This window comes from Thiohalocapsa sp. ML1 (assembly GCF_001469165.1).
Taxonomy (GTDB): domain Bacteria; phylum Pseudomonadota; class Gammaproteobacteria; order Chromatiales; family Chromatiaceae; genus Thiohalocapsa.
The window spans coordinates 25,430-45,284 of record NZ_JABX01000017.1; the positions used below are offsets into that span (position 1 = coordinate 25,430).

The 19,855-nt window shown below is 67.4% G+C and carries 17 protein-coding genes; all 17 read left to right on the plus strand.

Features of this window, described 5'->3' with window-relative positions:
- The first annotated feature begins 25 nt into the window (after nt 1-25).
- Nucleotides 26-3,253, plus strand: coding sequence for a hybrid sensor histidine kinase/response regulator (locus ML01_RS12455; protein WP_058555726.1), 3,228 nt, complete (start codon nt 26-28; stop codon nt 3,251-3,253).
- 411 nt (nt 3,254-3,664) lie between these two features.
- Nucleotides 3,665-4,906: a hypothetical protein gene (locus ML01_RS12460; protein ID WP_058555727.1), complete on the plus strand. Its 1,242-nt coding sequence runs from the start codon at nt 3,665-3,667 to the stop codon at nt 4,904-4,906.
- A 35-nt stretch (nt 4,907-4,941) separates the two neighbouring features.
- The gene (locus ML01_RS30575) at nt 4,942-5,415 is read left to right on the plus strand and encodes a DUF6399 domain-containing protein (RefSeq protein ID WP_254045238.1); all 474 of its coding nucleotides are present in this window, start codon (nt 4,942-4,944) and stop codon (nt 5,413-5,415) included.
- A gap of 76 nt (nt 5,416-5,491) precedes the next feature.
- Nucleotides 5,492-5,812, plus strand: coding sequence for a hypothetical protein (locus ML01_RS12465; protein WP_156427690.1), 321 nt, complete (start codon nt 5,492-5,494; stop codon nt 5,810-5,812).
- Nucleotides 5,813-5,965: 153 nt separating this feature from the next.
- Nucleotides 5,966-7,588, plus strand: a complete 1,623-nt coding sequence (locus ML01_RS12470; RefSeq protein WP_058555729.1) for a TonB-dependent receptor — start codon at nt 5,966-5,968, stop codon at nt 7,586-7,588.
- A 122-nt stretch (nt 7,589-7,710) separates the two neighbouring features.
- Nucleotides 7,711-8,592 carry a metal ABC transporter substrate-binding protein gene (locus ML01_RS12475; RefSeq protein ID WP_058555730.1) on the plus strand — a complete coding sequence of 294 codons (882 nt, stop codon included), beginning with the start codon at nt 7,711-7,713 and terminating at the stop codon, nt 8,590-8,592.
- Nucleotides 8,593-8,602: 10 nt separating this feature from the next.
- Nucleotides 8,603-9,172 carry an ATP-binding cassette domain-containing protein gene (locus tag ML01_RS12480; protein ID WP_058555731.1) on the plus strand — a complete coding sequence of 190 codons (570 nt, stop codon included), beginning with the start codon at nt 8,603-8,605 and terminating at the stop codon, nt 9,170-9,172.
- Nucleotides 9,163-9,960, plus strand: a complete 798-nt coding sequence (locus tag ML01_RS12485) for a metal ABC transporter permease (RefSeq protein ID WP_254045239.1) — start codon at nt 9,163-9,165, stop codon at nt 9,958-9,960. The genes ML01_RS12480 and ML01_RS12485 overlap by 10 nt, the downstream gene beginning before the upstream one ends.
- A gap of 489 nt (nt 9,961-10,449) precedes the next feature.
- Nucleotides 10,450-10,857 (plus strand): nucleotidyltransferase domain-containing protein, encoded by a 408-nt coding sequence (locus ML01_RS12490; protein WP_254045240.1) that lies wholly within the window; start codon nt 10,450-10,452, stop codon nt 10,855-10,857.
- Between the two features lie 26 nt (nt 10,858-10,883).
- On the plus strand, nt 10,884-11,261 hold the full coding sequence (locus ML01_RS12495) for a HEPN domain-containing protein (RefSeq protein WP_058555732.1): 378 nt from the start codon (nt 10,884-10,886) through the stop codon (nt 11,259-11,261).
- A 337-nt stretch (nt 11,262-11,598) separates the two neighbouring features.
- Entirely contained in the window at nt 11,599-11,847 is a 249-nt protein-coding gene (locus ML01_RS12500; protein WP_156427691.1) for a hypothetical protein, read from the plus strand.
- Nucleotides 11,847-12,104, plus strand: a complete 258-nt coding sequence (locus tag ML01_RS30195; protein WP_058555734.1) for a PIN domain-containing protein — start codon at nt 11,847-11,849, stop codon at nt 12,102-12,104. Before ML01_RS12500 ends, ML01_RS30195 begins: the two co-directional genes overlap by 1 nt.
- On the plus strand, nt 12,101-12,283 hold the full coding sequence (locus ML01_RS30200; protein ID WP_216819169.1) for a type II toxin-antitoxin system VapC family toxin: 183 nt from the start codon (nt 12,101-12,103) through the stop codon (nt 12,281-12,283). The genes ML01_RS30195 and ML01_RS30200 overlap by 4 nt, the downstream gene beginning before the upstream one ends.
- A 607-nt stretch (nt 12,284-12,890) precedes the next feature.
- A complete protein-coding gene (locus ML01_RS28705) occupies nt 12,891-16,322 on the plus strand; it encodes a hypothetical protein (protein ID WP_156427692.1) in 3,432 nt (1,143 codons plus the stop codon).
- On the plus strand, nt 16,319-17,215 hold the full coding sequence (locus ML01_RS28710) for a hypothetical protein (RefSeq protein ID WP_156427693.1): 897 nt from the start codon (nt 16,319-16,321) through the stop codon (nt 17,213-17,215). Before ML01_RS28705 ends, ML01_RS28710 begins: the two co-directional genes overlap by 4 nt.
- A 996-nt stretch (nt 17,216-18,211) precedes the next feature.
- Complete coding sequence (locus ML01_RS12540) at nt 18,212-18,658, plus strand: DsrE family protein (RefSeq protein WP_058555741.1); 447 nt, start codon at nt 18,212-18,214, stop codon at nt 18,656-18,658.
- 298 nt (nt 18,659-18,956) lie between these two features.
- The gene (locus tag ML01_RS12545; RefSeq protein ID WP_058555742.1) at nt 18,957-19,847 is read left to right on the plus strand and encodes a PfkB family carbohydrate kinase; all 891 of its coding nucleotides are present in this window, start codon (nt 18,957-18,959) and stop codon (nt 19,845-19,847) included.
- Nucleotides 19,848-19,855: the final 8 nt, after the last annotated feature.

The window sequence follows — 19,855 nt, forward strand, 5'->3', positions numbered from 1 at the left end:
CCGCGCTGTTCGCGCCACACGGCCTTTGCCGACGCCGCACGGGCTCGCGCTCGCTTGCCTGCTCGCGCTGCTCTGGGGCCTGTTGGCCGGACCGGCTGCCGGCGCCCTTGACGCCACCCGGGCGCCGCCGGCGCAGGTCCACCCGGAGCAGGACCTCTACCGGCTCGGCACGCACCTGGACCTGCTGCGCGACCCCACCGGCGCGCTCGACTTCGACGCCGTGCGCTCGCCCGAGCACGACATGCGCTTCGCGCCCGCTACCGCGGATGCGCCGAGCTTCGGCTTCACCCGCGACGTGATCTGGGCCCGCCTGCGGGTGGAGAACCGCCTGGCCGCGCCCGAGACCTATTTTTTGGAGATCGCCTACCCGCTCCTGGACCGGGTCTCGGTGTTCATCGAGGGGCCGGCGGGCGTGCGCCGCTACGACACCGGCGATCGCACGCCCTTTGCGACGCGGCCCCTGGATACGCGGCTCTTCGTGTTCCCGCTCGACCTGCACCCGGGCGAGCCACTGCTGGTGTACGCGCGCTTTGAGACCGACAGCGCGATGAACCTGTCCATGCTGCTGCTCTCGCAGCGCCAACTGACGACGCACATCTCCAGTGAATACAGCGTGCTCGCCGCCTACTACGGCTTGCTGCTGATGCTCATCGTCTACAACCTGTATCACTTTCTGCTGGTGCGCGATGGCAACGCGCTGCTGTACGTGCTGTTTCTGTCCAGCTACATGGGCTTTCAGCTCGCGCTGAACGGCATCTCATTTCAGTATTTCTGGCCAAACAACACCTGGTGGGCCAACGTCAACCTGCCGTTCTTCATCGCGTGCAGCTATTTGTTCGGCCTGCTGCTGACCCGCTCGCTGCTGAAAACGTACCGCAATACGCCGGGCCTGGATCGGGTGCTGCGTCCGCTGCGCTGGGTGGCGCTGTTCGGCGCCGCGCTGGCGCTGGTCGGCCCCTACGAGTGGGCCATCAAATACGCCATCGCGCTGGTGTTTGCGCTGGTGATGTTCATCCCGGCGGGCATCAAGGTGAGCCTGATGGGCTATCGCCCCGCCCGCTACTATGTGCTGGCCTGGACGGTGGCGGTGATGGGCATGCTGGTCTATTCGCTCATGGCCTGGGGGGTGCTGCCGAGCAGCTTCTTCACCACCTGGTCCACGGAGATCGGCTCGGCCTGGGTGGCGATCATCCTGGCGTTTGCGATCTCGGACGGCTTCTACCTGAGCGAGGCGAAGAAGCGCCGGGCGCAGGCGCGCGCCCGGGCGGCGCTCGCGGAATCCAATCGCAAGCTGAACCAGTTGAACGAAGAGCTGGAGTCTCGCGTCGCCGCCGGCCTGCAGGAGCTGCGCGCGTCGAACGAGCAGTTGCGCGAAGAGGCCGCGGTGCGGCGCGAGGCGGAGCACAAGGCGGACGCGGCCAACCGCGCCAAGTCCGAGTTCCTGGCCAACATGAGCCACGAGATCCGCACGCCGATGAACGCCATCATCGGCTTCGCGCATCTGCTCGGGCGCACGCGGCTCGCGGCACAGCAGCGCGAGCACCTGCGCAAGATCGATCAGGCCTCGCGGGCGCTGATGGACATCATCCGCGACATCCTGGACTTCTCGAAGATCGAAGCCAACCGGCTGGAGCTCGATCTGGCGCCGTTCGGTCTCGATGCGCTCCTGACCGAGGTCCGCGGCCTGGTCGAGCTGAGCGCCGCGCGCAAGGGGCTCGCGCTGGAGCTGGACTGCCCCGGCGCACCGGACCTGCATCTGCTGGGCGATGCGGGCCGGCTCCGCCAGGTGCTGGCCAACCTGCTTGCCAACGCCGTTAAGTTCACGCACACGGGGGCGGTGCGGTTGTGCGTGCATCCGGAGCCGCTGGGCCGCGACTGGGTGCTGCTGCGGTTCAGCATCGAGGACACCGGCATCGGCATCGCGCCGGACCAGCTCGCGCGGCTGTTCCAGCCGTTCACCCAGGCGGACGCGTCGATTACGCGCCGCTTTGGCGGCACCGGGCTCGGACTCACGATCTCGCAGCGGCTGGTGCAGCAGATGGGCGGTCGCATCGAGGTGGAGACCGAGCCCGGCCGGGGCAGTCGCTTCCACTTCGCGCTGCGCTTCGAGCGTGCGGCGGCCGAGGCCCTCGCCGACCTGCGCACGCAGGACGCCGTGCCCGGCGCCCGCGAGCTCGACGGCGTGCGCGCTCTGGTGGTGGAAGACCAGCCGCTGAACCAGGAGATCGCCGCCGGGCTGCTCCTAGGCGCGGGCGCCGCCGTCGATATCACCGACAACGGTGCGCAGGCGCTGCATCGCCTGCGCGCCGCCGGCGCCGATGCCTACGACCTCGTGCTCATGGACGTGCAGATGCCCGTGCTGGACGGCTACGAGACCACCCGCCGCATTCGCACCGAGCTTGGTCTCACATCGCTCCCCGTCATCGCGATGACCGCGCACGCCGGGGCGGGCGAACGCGCGAGCTGCCTTGCCGCCGGCATGGACGACTACATCACCAAGCCCATCGACGTATCCTTGCTGTTCCGCACGCTGCGGCACTGGTCGCCGGCGGACCCGCCAACCGCGGAGCCCTGTGCCGAACCCGGGACCCAACCCCGGCCGCCGAGTCCGACGGCCCCGAGCAATGACGGCAACGGCCAGCCCGCATCACTGCCGGGCATGGACCTGGCGCACGGGCTGGAGCGCGCCGGTGGCGACCCCGCGCGGCATCTGCGGCTGCTGCGGGAGCTCCACGCGGAGCACCGCGAGACCGCGACCCGCATCGCGGCCCTGGCGACCGCGGGCAACGCGGCGGAGGCCGCGCGTGAGGCCCATACGCTGGCGGGGCTCGCACTGAACCTGGGTGCGCTATACCTGGGGGAGCGGGCTCGGGCGCTGGAGCACCTGCTGAACCAGCCCGGCGCCGACCCGCAGGCGTCTATCTACGCGCTGCAGCAGGCGCTGGGCGAGCTGGGCACGGCCATCGACATGCTTGCCGGGCGCTCCGACGCGCCCGGACCAAGCGGCGACACGGGCCCAGCGCCGACCGGGGACGACGCGGACCTGTGCGAGGCGGCACGCGCCCTGGACGCCATGCTCGCCGGGCATGACCCAGGCGCCAAGCCGCACTTCGCCGCGCTGCGAGCCCGGGTGCGGGACCAACACCTGCGCGGGCGCCTCGCCATTGTCGGCGGGCGCATCGACCAGCTCGACTTCGCCGCCGCCCGCCAGATGCTCGCCGAGGTGATGCAGCAGCTCGGTTGCGCCGGGTGAGGCTCGCGCGGCTTGGTACTAAACTAGCGGGCAGCGCCTCAGACCGGAAGGGTTAAGGCGATTTCTGTCAAAAAACATACGGCCTGGCTTGTCTTTTCGCCCGCCTTCTGCGTCGCGGCAGCGGGTGCATAGTTCGACTATGCACCCGCTGCCGCTCCTTGAAGGCGGACGAAAATCCTGCGCCAGTCGGGACGTTTATTTCCGGCAATCGCCTAGGGGCCGAGGGCCGAGGCGGGCTCCTTTGGCCCTCGGCCCTTTTGCGCTCAAGCGCCCTGTCGTCAAGCAACCTGATGCATCTGCAACCAATGCACCTGCAACCATCTGATGCCGTCAAGCAATCTAGCGCCGAAGCCCGCCGGAAAGCGCCCATCAGCCTCGCAGCAACGCCTCCCCAGCCGCCCCACCCGCCCCATGCCGATCGATCCGTCCGCGTCGTCCGCCGCTGAGCTTGCGAGCCTCATCGAGCGCTTGATTCTGGAACAGCAGCGCCTAGAGCCGCTGGAGCTCCTGCTCGCCGCGGGGGCGCTCGCGTATCCGGACTACGAGGCCTGGCGCCTGGGCCAGCGGGCGGTGCTGGAGGATGCGCTGCGGCTGCAGCTAGCGGACACGCTGGTGCTGTTGCAGCGAGCCGAGGAGCAGGCCCGCTGCGCCGGCCTGGTCGGCGCCCCGACCGATTACCGTCGCTGGGGCGATGACGCTGCCCCCCTGCATGTCGGCCCGAGCCCGGCCTTGCAGCGTGCGCTGGCCACCCTGTACGCGCCGCCGCCGGATCGCCGGCAGCTCGACTTGTTCTACGACAGCGGCGCCGTGGTGGCCGAAGAGACACTCCGCGAGGCGTTGCTGGCGCGGCGTTTCGGCGCCGCCCGCGACGCCTGCGACAGGCTCCGCGGGCTCGCGCCGGCGCACGCCCGGCTCGGCGACTGGCAGCACCTGATCGACACGCTGGATCCAACGGCTCGCCACACCGGTCCGGACGCGTCCCGCGTCGGCGCGGCGGCCCTGTTGCACGCGATCGATGCCATCACCCCCACCGCCGAGCGGCTGCTGGGCCGGCGGGCCCGCGACTGCCTCGCGCTGCTCTGGGCGGAGCTGGCCGATGCCGCGGACGGCTCGGACTTCGACCCTGCTGCGCCGCGGCTGCACGCAAGCCATGCGCTGGCGTGGCTCGGCCGCTGGCCGGACGTCCGGGCGGCGGTTGAAGCGGAGCCCGGCTGGTCCGACGAGCCGGTGCTGCTTGAGCGCCACGGACGGGCCTGTCGGCTGAGCGGGGACCATCGAGCGGCCCTCGGCGACTGGTTTGCCCTCTGCTGGGCCTATCCTGACACGGCGGAGCGCCTGCTTGCAGCCGGCGACTTCCCGGACCCGCGGCTCGCCGCGCACTGGGTCGCGTTCTGCGATCTGGACCCGCCGGCGGGATCGGCACCGCCCCTGGAGACCGCGGACTTCCCCGCTTGGTGCCTGCTCGTCGAGCCGGGCCTGGCCGCGGAGGTGCCTGCCGACCAGAGGGTGTCCGACCCGGGCCGCGCGACAGCGTATCGCGCCGCGCTCGCGCTCGCGCGCGCGCCGGACGATGTCGGCCGACGCCGCGCCTTGGGGGCCGCCCACCCGGGGCTGCTCGTGGCCTTTCTCGGGCTGCGTCGCGCGGGCGGCTGACGCCCGGGCGGCACTGGCCCGGCGGAGCCGGGGGTTTGCTTCAGCGTGCGCGAGCGGCCGAGTGTGCCGATCTCCTCCAACGCAGCAGCTCCTGCGTCGAAGGGCGCAATGGCCAACTCGCCCTGCATCACCGCGACAAGCACCGCCTGAGCAACCGCAAACGCGACGTGCTCACCGCCGTGCACAACTACTTCATCCGCCGACCTGACGGCACAACCGCGGCGGCACGCTTCTTCGGCCAGCCGCGGGCGCCGATGTTCGCCTACTTGCTCGCCGCCCTCGATCCGCCCCCGCAACCGGCCCGAGAACGACCCCGACCGCCGCGAGTACGGCAAATCGCCGCGACCGAGCCGCCGCGCCGCTGGCTGGCGGCTGGCGGCTGGCGGCTGGCGGCTGGCGGCACTGACCGAGGAGGTGCTGTGCCTGTGCCTGTTCAAGCTGTTGTCCGCCACCGCTGCATGAGATCGCCGGGCGATACTGCTGCGCGCCGCCGGCTCGGGATCGCGTAGCGAAATTGCCACATGCGGCATTTGTGAGCGCTATGGTATAACGTCGTCGCTCTCACTCGGCTGGAACACCTCACTCGTGCCCCAAGGCGCTGTCCCGCTCTGCCGTTGCGCGCGAAACGCCCCGCTCCTGGGGCTGTTGCTGGCCTGTGCGCTGGTGCTTGCCCAGACGCTGCTCGCCGCCCACGGCGTCGAGCATCTCGGGCATGGGGACGAGGCCGCGTGTGAGGTCTGCGTCGTCGGGGCGTCGCTGGGCGCCGGACTCGGCACGGCGCTGCCCAGCGTTCCAATGTGCTCCAAGCCGCTGTCGCCGCAGCCGGTCGCACTGCTGCGCCCGTGGCCGCGCCTGCGCGCCACCTTCAATCCGCACTCCGCCCGCGCGCCGCCGCATCACACCTGAGCGCAGCCGAGGCCCACCCGGGCGGCCATGTCGCCGGCCCGAGCAGCGCCGATACACGCGATCACACGGCAAGGGCAATCACGCGCAAGCGGCGCGCCCTAGGCGTCGCGCCTGCGCCGGACGGCCCTGCCTTTATCATTCGGAGTGCATGCAATGAAACAGTCCCTGTCGCGGGGCGCCCTGCTCGGCGCCCTGTTGTCCCCGGTCGCCGCGATTGCCGCCGGCGACGCCGATCTCGCAACGCTGCGTGCCGAGGTCGCTGCCATGCAGCGCCAGTACGAGAGCCGCATCCGGGCGCTGGAGTCGCGCCTGTCCGACGCCGAGCAGGCCGCCGATGCGGCCCGCCAGGCGGCAGGCGCCGATGCGCTGTCGCTGCCCCTGACGGCGCCGCGGGTGCTGCGTGCGCAATCGCAGGCGGCGGCCCCGGCGCCCGCCGGCAGCCGCAGCGCCGGGCTGTTCGATGCAGTGACCTCGGCGAATGCCTTCAACCCGCAGATCGCGGTGATCCTGGACGGCAACTTCTACCAAGACGACAGCGACGACGGCAACGGCGCCGCGCTGGTGGGCGCGGCCTTCCAGGCCGGCGGCGGCGGCCATGCCCACGACCACGGAGATGATGGGCACGATCATGGCGACGGCGGCCATGCGCACGCCACCGCCGAGAACGGCTTCAACTTCCGCGAGGCGGAGCTGTCCTTCACGGCCACTGTGGACCCGTACTTCGACGCGGCGACGTACATCTCCATCGACGGCGACGGCAACGTGAACCTGGAAGAGGCGTACTTCCAGACCCGCGCGCTGCCCTACGGCCTGCGGGTGAAGGGCGGCAAGTTCCTGAGCGACTTCGGCTACATCAATCGCCAGCATCCGCACGCTTGGGATTTTGTGGACCAGAACCTGCCGTATCTGAACCTGCTGGGTTTTCACGGCCTCCAGGACACCGGCTTGCAGCTCACCTGGCTGCCGGACCTGCCCTTCTATGCCCTCATCGGCGGCGAGGCGCTCCAGGGCAACCAGGAGGTCTTCGGTGCGACGCTCGGCGATACCGACCAGGACGAGCTGAACCTCGGCAGCACCAACACCGGGCCGCGGCTCTTTACCGCCTTCGCGAAGATCGCCCCGGAGCTCGGGCGCAACCAGGCGCTCCAGCTCGGCGTGTCCTACGCCCACGCGGAGCAGCATCAGGCCTCTCATACCCACACGCACGCGGTGCACGAGGGCGACCACGACGAGGAGCACGGGCATGAGCACGACGATCATGGCCACGACCACGATCACGGCGTGACCGAGATCGTGCACGAGACCGGCCTCGCCGGCAACGCGGACCTCTGGGGCATCGACCTCGTCTACAAGTACGATGGCGGCGGCGCCTACGGCCAGGGCGATTTCACCTTCCAGACCGAGTACCTGCGCTCCATCAAGGACCTGACCGTGCGCTCCAGCGCCCATCCGGAGCAGATCGGCAGCGGCCGCACCTTCACCACCGACGGCCTCTACGCCCAGGCCACCTACGGCTTCCTGCCGAAGTGGAAGGCGGGGCTGCGCTACGACGTGCTCGGGCTCACCAACGAGGTCAGCGGCGGGCGCAGCGCGAGCTTCGGCAGCTCGGACCGCTGGACCGCGGACATCACTTGGAACCTGTCGGAGTTCTCGCAGCTCCGCGCGCAGTACGCCTACAACGACATCCTCGTCGCCGAGGACGAGCGCGAGCGCTTCAACGCGTTCTATCTCCAGTTCTTGGTGAGCTTGGGGAGTCATGGGGCGCATGAGTTTTAGGAAATACGGGGTACGGAGTACGAAGTACGGGGGGCCGTACTCCGTACTCCGTTACTTCGCACTCCGACGGTGGTGCGCCGCTGGGCGCGCCTGACAAAGGCTGCTTGTAACGGGGATCGAAGATGAAACGATGCTTTATGGGCGCGCTGGCCTGGCTGCTGCTGGCAGCGCCGGTGCTGGCGCTGGACGTGGTGGCGACGAGCCCGAGCATGGGCGCGCTGGTGCGTGCGGTGGCGCCGGACGCGACGCTCACCGTGCTGGCCGGGCCGGATCGGGACCTGCATGCGCTGCAGGCCAAGCCGAGCATGATCTCGGCCCTGCGCGGGGCGGATCTCATCGTGGCCGTCGGCGCGGAGCTGGAGGTCGGTTGGCTGCCGGCGGCGAGCGCGAGCGCGGCGAACCCCGCCATCCTGCCGGGCCGCGAGGGCTACTTCGAGGCCGCGGCGCAGGTGCCGCTGCTCGATGCCGGCGGCGCCGCGGACCGCGCCATGGGCGACGTGCACCCGGCGGGCAATCCGCACGTGGACCTGGACCCGGTGCGCATGGCGCAGGTGGCCGAGGCGCTGGGCGAGCGCATGGCCCGGCTCGACCCCGGCAACGCCGCGAGCTACCGCAACAACGCCGAGCGCCTCAGCGCGGCCGTCGCCGAGCGGGTGCCGGACTGGCAGGGCCGGCTCGCCGGCGCGCCCGGCGTGGTGCTCTACCACCGGGATGCGGTGTATCTGCTGGATCGCTTCGACGTGCCGCTGCTCGGCACCATTGAGGCCGTGCCCGGCGTGCCGCCGAGTGGGCGGCATCTGCGCGAGCTGACGGCCAAGCTGCGCGGCCAAGACGGCGTCATCATCCACGCGCCGTATCAGTCGCCGAAGGCGCCGCAGAAGCTCGCCCGCGACCTCGGCTGGCCGGTGGCGACACTGCCGCTGTCGCCGCCGGTGGACGCCGACGGTGACGGCTACCTGCGCCACATCGAGCGCTGGGTCGCGGCCATCGCGGCGGCGCGCTGAGCAACTCGGCATGGAGCCGTTGCTCGCCCTGGACGGCCTCATCGCCGGCTGGTCACAGCCGGTGGTGGGGCCGGTGTCGCTGAGCCTCGGGGCCGGCGACATCGTCGGTCTCTGGGGCGCCAACGGCTGCGGCAAGTCCACGCTGTTCGCGGCCGTCGCCGGGCAGGCGCGGGTGTTCGCCGGGCGCGTCGAGCGCGCGCCGGGGCTCACGCTGGCGATGCAGACCCAGGTGCCGGTGCGGCTCGCCCCGCTGCCGGTCACGGGCCGGGAGCTGCTGGGCGTCGCCGGCGCCGATGCGGCAGGCCTGCCGCCGACGCTCGCCGCCGCGGCGGCGCAGCGGCTGGACCGCATCAGCGGCGGCCAGCACCAGTTGCTTTCCATCTGGGCGGCGCTGGCCGGCGCCGCGCGCCTGGTGCTGCTGGACGAGCCCACCAACAACCTGGACCCGCTGCATACCGCGCTGCTCGGCGACCTGCTCGCGGCGCGCCGGCAGGACCGTGCCGTGCTGCTGGTGAGCCACGAGCGGGCCTTTCTGGACGCCCACTGCACCCGCGTGCTGGAGATCCAGCCGTGGTGCTGAGCGAGCTGTTCGACCCGCTGTTTCGCCTCGCGCTCATCGACGGCCTGCTGCTCGCCGCCGTGCTGCCGGTGCTGGGCGCCGTGCTGATGCTGCGCGACGAATGGCTCGCCGCGCTCGGCTTCGCGCACCTGGCCGCCGCCGGTGCGCTGCTCGGGCTGGCGTTCGGCCTGCCGGCGGTGGCGGGCGGTGTTGCTGCCGCCGGGGCGGCGGCCATCGCCAAGGGCGCCGGCGGCGGCCAGGGCAACGCCGTCTATGGCTTCATGATTCTCGGCGGCTGGGCGGCGCTCCTGCTCATCGGCGCCAACACCGAGGTCGGCGAGCAGCTCGGCCGCGCGCTCATCGACGGCCAGCTCTACTTCGCCGGCCCGGCGGACCTCATCGCCGCCGCGCTGCTCGGGGGCATGACGGCGCTCATCCTGCCCTGGCTCATGCCGCGCCTGCTGCGCGCCCGGCTCTTGCCGCAGCACGACGCCGCCAACGGCTACCCGGTGCGGCGCTGGCAGCTCGGCTTCGACCTGCTCGCCGCCGCCGGCATGGCCATCGGCACCGCGAGCATGGGGCTCATGGCCGCCTTCGCGCTGGTGCTCGTGCCGGCCTGGATCGCGTTTCGCAGCGCGCCGAGCTGGCGCTGGACGCTCGCCGGGTCAGCCGCCCTCGGCGTGGTCGGCTATCTTGTCAGCTTCGCCGCCGCCCTGGCGCTGGATCAACCCTTCGGGCCCATGCTCGTCGCGGTGCTGCTCGTGCTGGCCGGCGGCTATGCCGCCGTCGCTCGCGGACCGGCCGCCTGAAACCATGCCGAGGTGGGCCGAACAGCTCCGGCCATTGCTGGAAGGCCTCCAGCCGGCCAGGCGGCAGCCGCACAACGCTGACCGATGCGCACCGTCTTCCTGGACCAGGACGCGCAGACGCACACCGAGGTCCGGGATGCGAAGGCCATCGCCGACCAGCGCAATCGGGCGCATCGAGGACCAGGGCAACGAGCTACGGGAGCTACGCGAGCTGCGGCGCCAGCTCGTGGAGGCGAGACATTGGCGGCGGCGCCGGCCACAGGGCCATCCACGACTGCCGGGCGACCAGAGCGGTGTGGCGCTATCCGTGCCGGTCCGCTGGCCGCGGCGCGGACGCCGGAGCAGAGCGACGATCCGGGAGGTAACCGCGCGGGGCAAACGCCCGGTACGTCGGGCTCGGTTCCGCGCGCTATTGCGACGACAGGGTTCGGCTCCGCTATCATCGGTCCAATGGCACCTCTGGCGAGCGCCAGCCCACGGCAGCCGCGGATGACGACGATCACGATCAATCTGCCCGACGCCCTGGACAGGACAAAGCCCGCCATGATCCTCAAACCCAACGCGGACCTTGATGCCGCGACCGCAGTCGCCTTGCGCCTTTTCGCCGAGAGGATCGGGGCCAAGTACGACGTCGAGGAGATGATGCTCTTCGGCAGTCGCGCACGTGGTGATCACGCGCGGCATAGCGACGCCGATGTCGCCGTGCTGCTCCGCGGAAGCCACGAGCGCCTGCTGCCAACCAAGCTGGCCATGGCAGATGAGGCCTTCGATGTCTTGCTCGAGACCGGAATTCGCATCCAACCGCTTCCCATCTGGGAAGACGAGTGGGCGAACCCGGACCAACACGCCAATCCTGCTCTGCTGAAGAACATCGCCCGCGAGGGCGTGCGGCTGTGACCCAATCACAGCACGCGACGCAGTTGATGCAGAAGGCCGCTCGGGCGCTGGATTCGGCGCGCCTGTTGCTCGATGCCGGCGATACGGACGGCGCCTGCAATCGAGCCTACTACGCCATGTTCGATGCGGCGCGTGCTGCGCTCGCCGACGAGACCCCGCCTGAACCCGCACGTACCCACAACGGCCTCATCGCGGCCTTCGGTCTCCGGCTGATCAAGACCGGGCGCTTGCCGAGGGAACTGGGTCGGATGCTCAATCGCGCAGAAGAAGTTCGGCTGCTCGCCGACTATACGGGCGGCGAGGTTGAGCCGCAGGATGCCAGGGAGTTGCTGTCACAGGCAGAAGCCTTCGTCCGCGCGGTGCGCGACCATCTTGCGGGGGCGGCTGCTGTTCGGGATGCTTGACATCCCCGTTATGTAAAGTCCGGTCTGCGCCTACCGCTTGCAGGTAAAGGCTTACCGCTTTTACATTGCGGGGCGCGCACGCGCCAACGCCGGCGCCGCCGGCGAGGCAGAGGATCGCCCCGAACGCCGACTCCTGATCGCCGGAAAGCGCTCTTGCCGACCCGGCGCCGTTCAGCAGCAAGCCCGCCCGGTCGCCCCACGGGCTCCTGGCCAAGGTCGGGCGTTCCGCCCCAGCCCGCAGCCAGCGCCTTGCGCGCCGGTGAGCGACTTGCACCGGATCGATCTGTCAAGCAGGATGGCCACAAACCAACCCACCACCAGTTTGCAGGGTACAACGATGGACGTAGACATCGCCGAGATCGAAGACGCTGTCCGACGCCTGCCGACGGCGGAGCGGGTGCGCCTGATCGAGGTCATCGCGCGGTCCCTGCGCGACCCTGAACCGGAGCCGAGCCAGAAGGTGAACCCGAATAGGACGGCTCTGGAACATCTCTTGGACGAGATGGCCAGTCTCCCGAGCCGATCTCCCGTCGATGGGTTCTCGAATCGGGACCATGACCGCGTGCTCTACGGCGAGGATCGGTGATGATGCACCGCTCCCAGGCGGTGTTCGTCGACACCGGCGCGTGGTTCGCCGCCTTCGTTCCGAGCGACCGCGACCACGCTCGCGCGGATCAATGGCTGCGACAGAACGATCGACCGCTGGTCACAACCGATTACGTACTCGATGAGTTGCTGACGCTGCTTCTGGTCAGAGGCGAGCGCGAACGCGCGCTACGGGCGGGCGCCGCACTCCTTGAGCCGCACTCCTTGAGAAGTCGCTGGCTGATCTGCACTGGGTGACTCGCGAAGATGTCGAGCAGGCTTGGAAAAGCTTTCGACGATTTTCGGACAAAGGCTGGAGCTTCACCGACTGCACCAGTCGCGTCATCATGGAACGCTTGGGCATCACGACCGCCTTCGCTTTCGATGAGCATTTCCGGCAGTTCGGAATCGGCGTAGTCGTGCCGCTGGACACCTGAGCAACGGACACGACCGCCGAAGAGAAGATCGCAGGCACTGGACACCTGCCGCCGAGTGCCTCTTTTTGGCCGATACCTGCCCGTCGGCGACCCAGTGCCAGAGGGCAGCTTTCGACCCATTGCTGCCACTGAGGCTCACGGGCTGACTGACCGCAAAGGACGCGTTGCGGCCTGTCGCAGTCAACCCTGTGAGCCACCCTGTACGGCCGATGTTAGGCACCGATGCTTTGCTGGCCGAGGTCCGCAGTAGAGTGGACAGCCGACACTCGGCAGGCCCTCCGATTGCGTATACTGTCGCGGGAATTCCCGGAATTCCGGCGGTTGAACGAGCGGCCTCCGTGGCCTGGATTACCGCTTCACAGTCCGAAATGACGGCATCCTCCGTTGTCCTGGCCCGGAAGCCAGAAATCATTTATGGCTAGCTGATGAGTGGCAAATCACCTTACGAGATGGCGCAAAGCGGGGTTGTCCCGTGCTCCAAGGCGGTTGGCCGTTGGAGCCTTACCTCCCCGTGGTCGAAAAGTGGATGCTAGAACAGCGCCAGAGCACTCAGATACATGTTGGGTTGTTGGGAGATGGCGATGAATAGAATAGTCAAAATAGCATTATGAGTGCCACACGGCAATTGGATAGACTCGCGGATGCCATCAACGAAGGTCGTCCGCTAGTCGTTCTTCTTGGTCAAGACGCATGGCGCAGCGGTTCAAGGCCTGATCCCATGTTGGTTGCCGCGCTGAAGCGATGCGATCGCTACACTGCTGAGGCTGCGCTCGCCGGAATGCCGTCACTGCTGACGGCCGACCCACTTGACGACGATTTTTTCGACTGGCTCGCAGATACGTACCTGCATCAAGCCGAAGCCGAGTGGTTTGAGGCTATATCGAGGCTCCCGCTGAATGCGGTCTTTACCACCGGCATCGACCCTGCAATCTCTCGCGCGCTCCGCTTTGGCGGCCGAGATGTCGAGGCCGTCCTTAGCACGCTCGACAACCCAACTGCACCACGCCATAGGCGAAATCTGAATCTGACCTACCTTTTCGGTCGAGCGGGTGAGCCGAACCCAAGCGAGGCGCCACCTAAGAGCGTACAGGAACTTCGGCGGCGTACTGCCTTGCAAGCCACCCCTCTCCTGTCGCGCATTGTCGAGACCACCACACCTCTCGGCGTTCTGGCGATTGATGGGTTCGCCTGTGGCCGCGATTGGTTGGCTGGAGAAGCGCTTTACGGTGTTCTGTCCGCGTTCACTTCCGGGCAAGTGTTCTGGTTCGGATGGGACCAGGAAGCTGCGGACTATGAATCGGAGCTACTTCAGGAGCTTGCGGGACCGGAAGGCCCCGTGACCTTTCTCTCCGAGCGCCTCTCAACGGCCATCCGATCGCTTGCTCTCGCAAACAAGATCGATATCGATGGCGTTCGTGCGATTGGGGCGGGAGACGCGATCACCATCCGCGACAAGCTGCTCGAAATCGAACCAGCGACACGGCTCAAGACGTCCGCCGCAGCGACTATCATCGACGACACATTGTTGGCTCCCCTTTTTCCGCTGGGCAGCGACGCGACCTACGAGGAATTCCGGCGTTTTCATGGCCACGTAGAGGAAGCTCGCCGGTTGATCGAAGGAGTCCGCCGAGGATTCGCGATCGAGCGTACCTTCGAGGGAGAGCTCCGGAAGCGGACGATTAAGGCCCTGGCTGAAGTCGGACAAAAGTCGGAACCCGTATTCATCCATGGTCAGTCTGGTGCCGGCAAGAGCATTGCTTTGGCCCGGCTCGCGTTCAGAGTACGGGATGAACGGCGCTATCCAGTGCTTTTGGCGAGCAGGGTCTCACGGCTGCCGGCAGTCGACGAACTAGATGAGTTCTGCCTGCGCGCTGAGGACGCGGGTGCCGAAGCGACGTTGGTGATATGCGACGCTAACGCGCCAGTTTCGCGATATCGCGACCTAGTTCGTGGTTTCCGAAGCCGTGGGCGCCGCGTAGTGGTGGTCGGCAGCGCCTACCGCATCATCGACCAAGCGACCGGCGAGACCGGCAAGAGTTACCTCTTGGAGGTACCTGCTTACTTGGACGACGAAGAGGCAGAGGCTCTAGCGCGTATCCTTCAAGAACGAACTGGGTCGCCGTTTGAGGCCAAAAGGTCAAGGTATCTGTTGCCGGCGGTATATCGGATGCTTCCAGATGTGCGTCCAAGAATAGCTGCTGGACTTGCCCGCGAGGCTCGTGTTGCCGAAGACGGTCTTCGCTCTCGGGGAACCGCCCAAAGAAAAGGTAGGCCGAAACTCCCCGGAGCGCTGGGGAACGCGCTTCTCGATGCTGGTCTCGTCGATCCGAAGGTGCTCCTGGACCAGCGGCTGGACGAGTTTCTGGGTGCCATGAGCGACTCGGCGTCAAAGGCCATCGACTACGTGATGATGCCGGGCAAGCTAGATTGCCCGGTGCCTGTGGCTTTGTTGATGCGTGCCGTCGGTGGTAGCGAAAGCCGCGTAGATATCTGGACGTTGTTTTCCGGAATCGACCTTTTCCGATGGAGCGCCAACGATGAGGATGACGTGTTCGTGCATCCTCGTCTTCAGATCGAAGCCGATCTCATCTCGGCTCGGCGCTTAGGGACTGCACGTGCCGAAGCAGAAGTGGCAATAAAGTTGCTTGAGAGCGCAAATCCGAACTCGTACGACAACTGCGAGCGACGCTTCGTAATGGACCTTGTTCACAAGCTCGGTCCAGATGGTCCATTCGGGTCTAGGTACGCAGCTTACTATTTAGAAATCGCCCGCGCGTTGACCGAGATGAGGACCAAGCGCGGAGTGACGGATCCTGGGCTAATGCTGGAGGAGGCAACTCTCCGTCGGCGCGTGTTCCGCGATTCACCGCCAATGCCGGAAGTCGATCCGGCGGCTATCCTGGAGGAAGCACGACAAGTAGTCGATCTTGCACTCGACCAGTTTGGCGGGAGCAACAGCCGAGGGCTTCGACGTGCGTGCGCGAACCTCAAGGTTGAGCGCGCCGCGATCTACGGCTTTCGCGCGGTCCAGCAACTGAAGTCAGGGGCTTCTGCTGACGAAGTGTGGCAGTTCTACGAGGCTGCAAGAGACTCGACTCGGAGTGCCGTGTATGCAGCGGAAACGTACCATGCAATCGACGTAAGTCTCTGGAGCCCCGCCCGTCTGCTTGAGGAGGGTGCGTGGCCGCCCGAACGGCGAGCAGAGCTGATCGCTGATATCTGGGATAGGCTGGAGCGTGTTGACGTCGGCCAACTCGATCCCGACCAGAGCGAGTTCTTCCAAACACGCCGCGTCAAGGTTGCCCGAACGATCAATGACAATGCGCTGGAGCAACAAGCTCTTGAGGCTCTTGAGAGCATGGGATCCCGCGCGGGTGTGTTGCTGCGGGCCAGAGGTGTGGGTGGCACGCTCTGGGGCCAAGGGTCGGCGAGCGACGAGGAACGCGCTCGCGCTCAATCTGTCGTTTCTTTCATGGCTCAGCACCAGACCGCGGTCCGAGAGGATGCTCGTTGTCTGAGGTATCTTTTCCGAGCCAAATGGATCGGAGCGACAGGAACCTACCTCTTCGGTGGTGAGCGCTCACCAATTCCCGGCTCTGACGACGAGCTGCACAGCCTTTTGGAGTTGCTTGATCTCCTTGCCGGATCAGAAGGTGCTCTCGGCGATCCTAGGACCGAGTATCTCCGCGCCGTCCTGATGTGGCGTCTGGGGCAGGGAAATACTGCCCGCGAGATCTGGCGCTCACTGGAGCAAGAGACATCCTTCAGCGACCCTCGTCGGATCGTACGCCACCACCTGTGGACTGACTCCGAAGGAACACCGCGTGTCTTTCATGGCCGAGTGACTGGCGATGACCGTGGAAAAGGCAGATCGCGAGTCCGAGTCGAAGAAATCGGGTTGGAGATCGAACTCCTCCAACGAGACTTCCCTCTGCTTGAACTTAGGCGTGGTGGTGGCATTCCCGGCGGATTCCATATCGCTTTCAACTACATTGGCCCTGTTGCCGAACCTCTAAGGCGGAGAGGAGGTGGACGATGAATTTTGAAAGCGTCCTCCGCTACTACCAATGCGTAAATAACCTGTCCCGAACCTTGCTCGCTCGCCCCGCATTCGACGAACTTCATGTGACGTTACCGGATCCAGCCAGTCCCGAGCCGGGCTTCATTAGGGCAACCTCGTGGCTCTATTGCCTCTACTTCGAGGCCGGTCGTGTCAGCCTCACGTTGCTTCGACAGCTTGGCTATGCCTACTCATTAGTAGATCGAGAAGCGTCTGAAATGCACGTCGAGTTAGTAAGGTGCCTGCGCACAGAACTTCATCATAATCTCGGTTTCGCGGACTCAGATCAGGCGGCTCGGACAGCTGCAGAAGTTTGGCGCCGAAAGGCCTGCGGAACCGCTATTCCGCGCGATGATGGTCAGTGGCGAAGTTGCTACGAGCGCTTGGTCGCCGAGGCGAGCGACTTCCTCAAGGGAATCGACGAGGTCGTGCGGCGCATTGAGGCCGACGGCGACGGTGCGGCGATGCATGTCGAGGAGTGGCTTCGCCGCCTTGAGCGTACCCGGCCAGCAGCAACATTTGATCGTCTCATCGACAACGCAAAATACCGACTTGGACGCGATGCTATGAATACCGTTGTCTTTCGGAGGCGACACTTAGATCGCTGGCGAAAGCAAATTGAGCTGCTAGAGGATGGATTCGACTTTGAGTATGAAGCCACTCGTCTGATTGAGAAGACACTACTCGACGAGGACAGTCTGATTGTGCCAATCACGGGACGGGACATCATAGAGTCGTTGAATGTCAAGCCGGGGCCTGAAGTCGGTGCGCTCTTGGAGGCTGCACGGAAGCACTTTGAGTCCACTCCGTGCACTAAGGAGGAACTCCTCTTATACCTTGAGCGGGAGGGATTGAGTAAGGCCGTCACCTGAGCGATGCGCAGGTGGGGAACTAGGTGAGAGAAGAGCAAAGTTCCAAGGACCGATCTATTCGTGGAAACCATTGCGTTTCTGGATGTATCACCGCATCGGCTTCAATTCCGGCTGCGGTATAGGTAAGGCATTGCCAAGGCGAGTGTCCGCTTCCCACTTGTCTGCGGACCCAGACTGACGAACCACCAAGTTCTGGAACGGGTCGTAATCACGCGCTTGGGCTCAGAGTTGTGGGTGACGGCAATGCGCGTTGACCTGCCGCTCACGCGACTTGGCTGAGTGGCAGGAAGTGGCCGGTTGCGGCCGCCCCTGACCCGAGAAACGGGCGTCCGCTCAGCCTCACCTATCGGACGCTTGCCGGAACCTCCCGCGGCCGTCAGCCCCTCTTGCGCTTCGAATTGCCGGCGTTCTGTCCGCGATGACTTCGACTAGCTGCGCGGGCGCTACTTCGGCGACGTGGCGTGGGCCGGTCAGGTGCGCATGGTCCGGGTGCGCGTGGTCCATAGGGTCGTCCGGCCGTGTCGCAGGCAAGCGGTGTTCGGCCTCGTTGTCGATTATGGACTTTTGGCGCGAGATCGTGACCGCGCATCACTCGCTGCGCGCAGCCCCCGGCGGATCTGGCCCGACCCGCTCCGACGCCCCGGGTCCAGCTCCGGCGCCTCTGCCCCCGCCTCGGTCCAACCGTAGGCACACCGGCCAGCGCTTCGGGCCGACGCTCGCGGCCGTGCCGCTCGCGCTGGCCGGCGGCTATGCGGGCCTGGCTCGCGTCTGCGGGCTGGTCCGGCGGACCGCCACGGATGCTGGCGACGGCTGATCAGCGCCGATCCACCGAGCGCCGGACTCCCCGGAGCGCTGAGCCGCGCCCGCGCGCAGAATCCGCCGCACCCGCCCGGGGGCATTGCCCCCTAGCGGGCGCGGCGCGATAGTCACGCCGCCGCCGAATTACGGCGGCGCTCGCCCGATGACTTTTCACCATCCTGTCTGGAGACCGGACCCATGACCAGAACCGTCCTGCCGAAATCTGCCTTGCTCCTCGTCCTGCTCGCCGCGCTGCTCGCCGGCTTCGCCGCGAGCGCGGTGGCCGAGGAGCCGGCGGCCGACGCCGCGCCGCTCTTCATCAATCTCGTTACCGACGACCCGCACCGGGCGCACATGGCGCTGGCGTTCGGCAAGAACCAACTGCAGCGCGGCCATCCGCTGACGGTGTTCCTGAACGACCGCGGTGTGTTCATCGCCGCGAAGCAGGGCAGCGCGCGCTTCGGCATGCACCAAGGCTTGCTCACGGAGCTGATGGGCGCAGGCGCCAAGATCATCGTCTGCCCGATGTGCATGAAGCACTACGGCGTCGCGGAGGCGGACTTGCTGGAGGGCACGGAGACGGGCAATCCGGAGCTGACCGGCGGCGCACTGTTTGCGCCGGACACCCGCACGCTGACTTGGTAAATCCCGCCCGAGGCCGCGCTGCACAGCTCGCCCTTGCTGCGGCTCGATGCCGCAGCGATGGCGACAAGCGCTGTGTGCGGCCGTCTCACGCGCCTAGGTCCTCCGCCGACCATCGGCTCATCCTCGCCGTTCGGGCCTTACAGCATCGGCCAGTGCCCAAGCCCGCAAAGCACCGATAAGGCAAGCAGCGCAGGGGGCTTGCGGCCGACGGGGGGCTGTCGCGCGCGGCGGGCCCCGGCCTTGCAGGGCAACCCGGGCGTCCCTAGCATGTCCGTTGAGCCCGCCACGCGAGATCGCCATGCCCTTTGATCCAAACCTGCCGCCCGTCGTCTTCGGCGAGGCGTTGTTCGACTGTTTCCCCGACGGCGCCCGGGTGCTCGGCGGCGCGCCCTTCAACGTCGCCTGGCACCTGGCGGCGCTCGGTGCGGCGCCGCTGTTCGTGAGCCGCGTCGGCGACGATGCACTCGGCGAGCAGATCGGCTCGGCGATGCGCGCCCACGGCATGACGCTGGCGGCGTTGCAGCGCGACGCGAAGCATCCGACCGGGCGGGTCGAGGTGAGCCTCGCCGCCGGCGAGCCGAGCTACGACATCGTCGCCGACAGTGCGTACGACTGCATCGACGCCGCGGCGCTGCCGAGTATCCCGGCGGGCACGCTGCTCTACCACGGCACGCTGGCGACGCGGCAGGCGGCCTCGGCGACGGCGCTGGCGGTGTTGCGGGGGGAGACCGACGCGGTGTTCATGGACGTGAACCTGCGCGCGCCCTGGTGGACGCAAGCCGGCGTGCGCGCGCTGCTCGACGGCGCGCGCTGGGTCAAGCTCAACGCGGACGAGCTCGCGCTGCTCGCCCCGGCCGGAGACGATGCCGAGGCCCGCGCCGCGGCCTTCGTCGAGCGCCACGGCTTGGAGCTGGTCGTGGTCACGCTCGGGGAGCACGGCGCCTTCGGGCTCGCCGCCGACGGCAGCCTCGCCCGCGTCCGGCCCGGTGCCGCCGTGCAGGTGGTGGATGCGGTCGGCGCCGGCGACGGCTTTGCGGCGGTGCTGATCCTCGGGCTGCTGCATGGCTGGCCGCTCGGCGAGACGCTGTCCCACGCGCAGGCGTTTGCGTCCGCCATCGTGAGCCGGCGCGGTGCCGTCATCGATGATCCCGTCATTTACGCCGACTTCGCGCGGCGCTTTGGACTCTGAGGGGTAAC

Coding starts and splice junctions, on each gene's coding strand:
- ML01_RS28705 (WP_156427692.1), top strand. CDS start 12,891: ATGAGTGCCACACGGCAATTGGATAGACTCGCGGATGCCATCAACGAA.
- ML01_RS28710 (WP_156427693.1), top strand. CDS start 16,319: ATGAATTTTGAAAGCGTCCTCCGCTACTACCAATGCGTAAATAACCTG.
- ML01_RS12545 (WP_058555742.1), top strand. CDS start 18,957: ATGCCCTTTGATCCAAACCTGCCGCCCGTCGTCTTCGGCGAGGCGTTG.
- ML01_RS12475 (WP_058555730.1), top strand. CDS start 7,711: ATGAAACGATGCTTTATGGGCGCGCTGGCCTGGCTGCTGCTGGCAGCG.
- ML01_RS30195 (WP_058555734.1), top strand. CDS start 11,847: ATGATGCACCGCTCCCAGGCGGTGTTCGTCGACACCGGCGCGTGGTTC.
- ML01_RS12500 (WP_156427691.1), top strand. CDS start 11,599: ATGGACGTAGACATCGCCGAGATCGAAGACGCTGTCCGACGCCTGCCG.
- ML01_RS12490 (WP_254045240.1), top strand. CDS start 10,450: ATGACGACGATCACGATCAATCTGCCCGACGCCCTGGACAGGACAAAG.
- ML01_RS12495 (WP_058555732.1), top strand. CDS start 10,884: ATGCAGAAGGCCGCTCGGGCGCTGGATTCGGCGCGCCTGTTGCTCGAT.
- ML01_RS12470 (WP_058555729.1), top strand. CDS start 5,966: ATGAAACAGTCCCTGTCGCGGGGCGCCCTGCTCGGCGCCCTGTTGTCC.
- ML01_RS12480 (WP_058555731.1), top strand. CDS start 8,603: ATGGAGCCGTTGCTCGCCCTGGACGGCCTCATCGCCGGCTGGTCACAG.
- ML01_RS12460 (WP_058555727.1), top strand. CDS start 3,665: ATGCCGATCGATCCGTCCGCGTCGTCCGCCGCTGAGCTTGCGAGCCTC.
- ML01_RS12540 (WP_058555741.1), top strand. CDS start 18,212: ATGACCAGAACCGTCCTGCCGAAATCTGCCTTGCTCCTCGTCCTGCTC.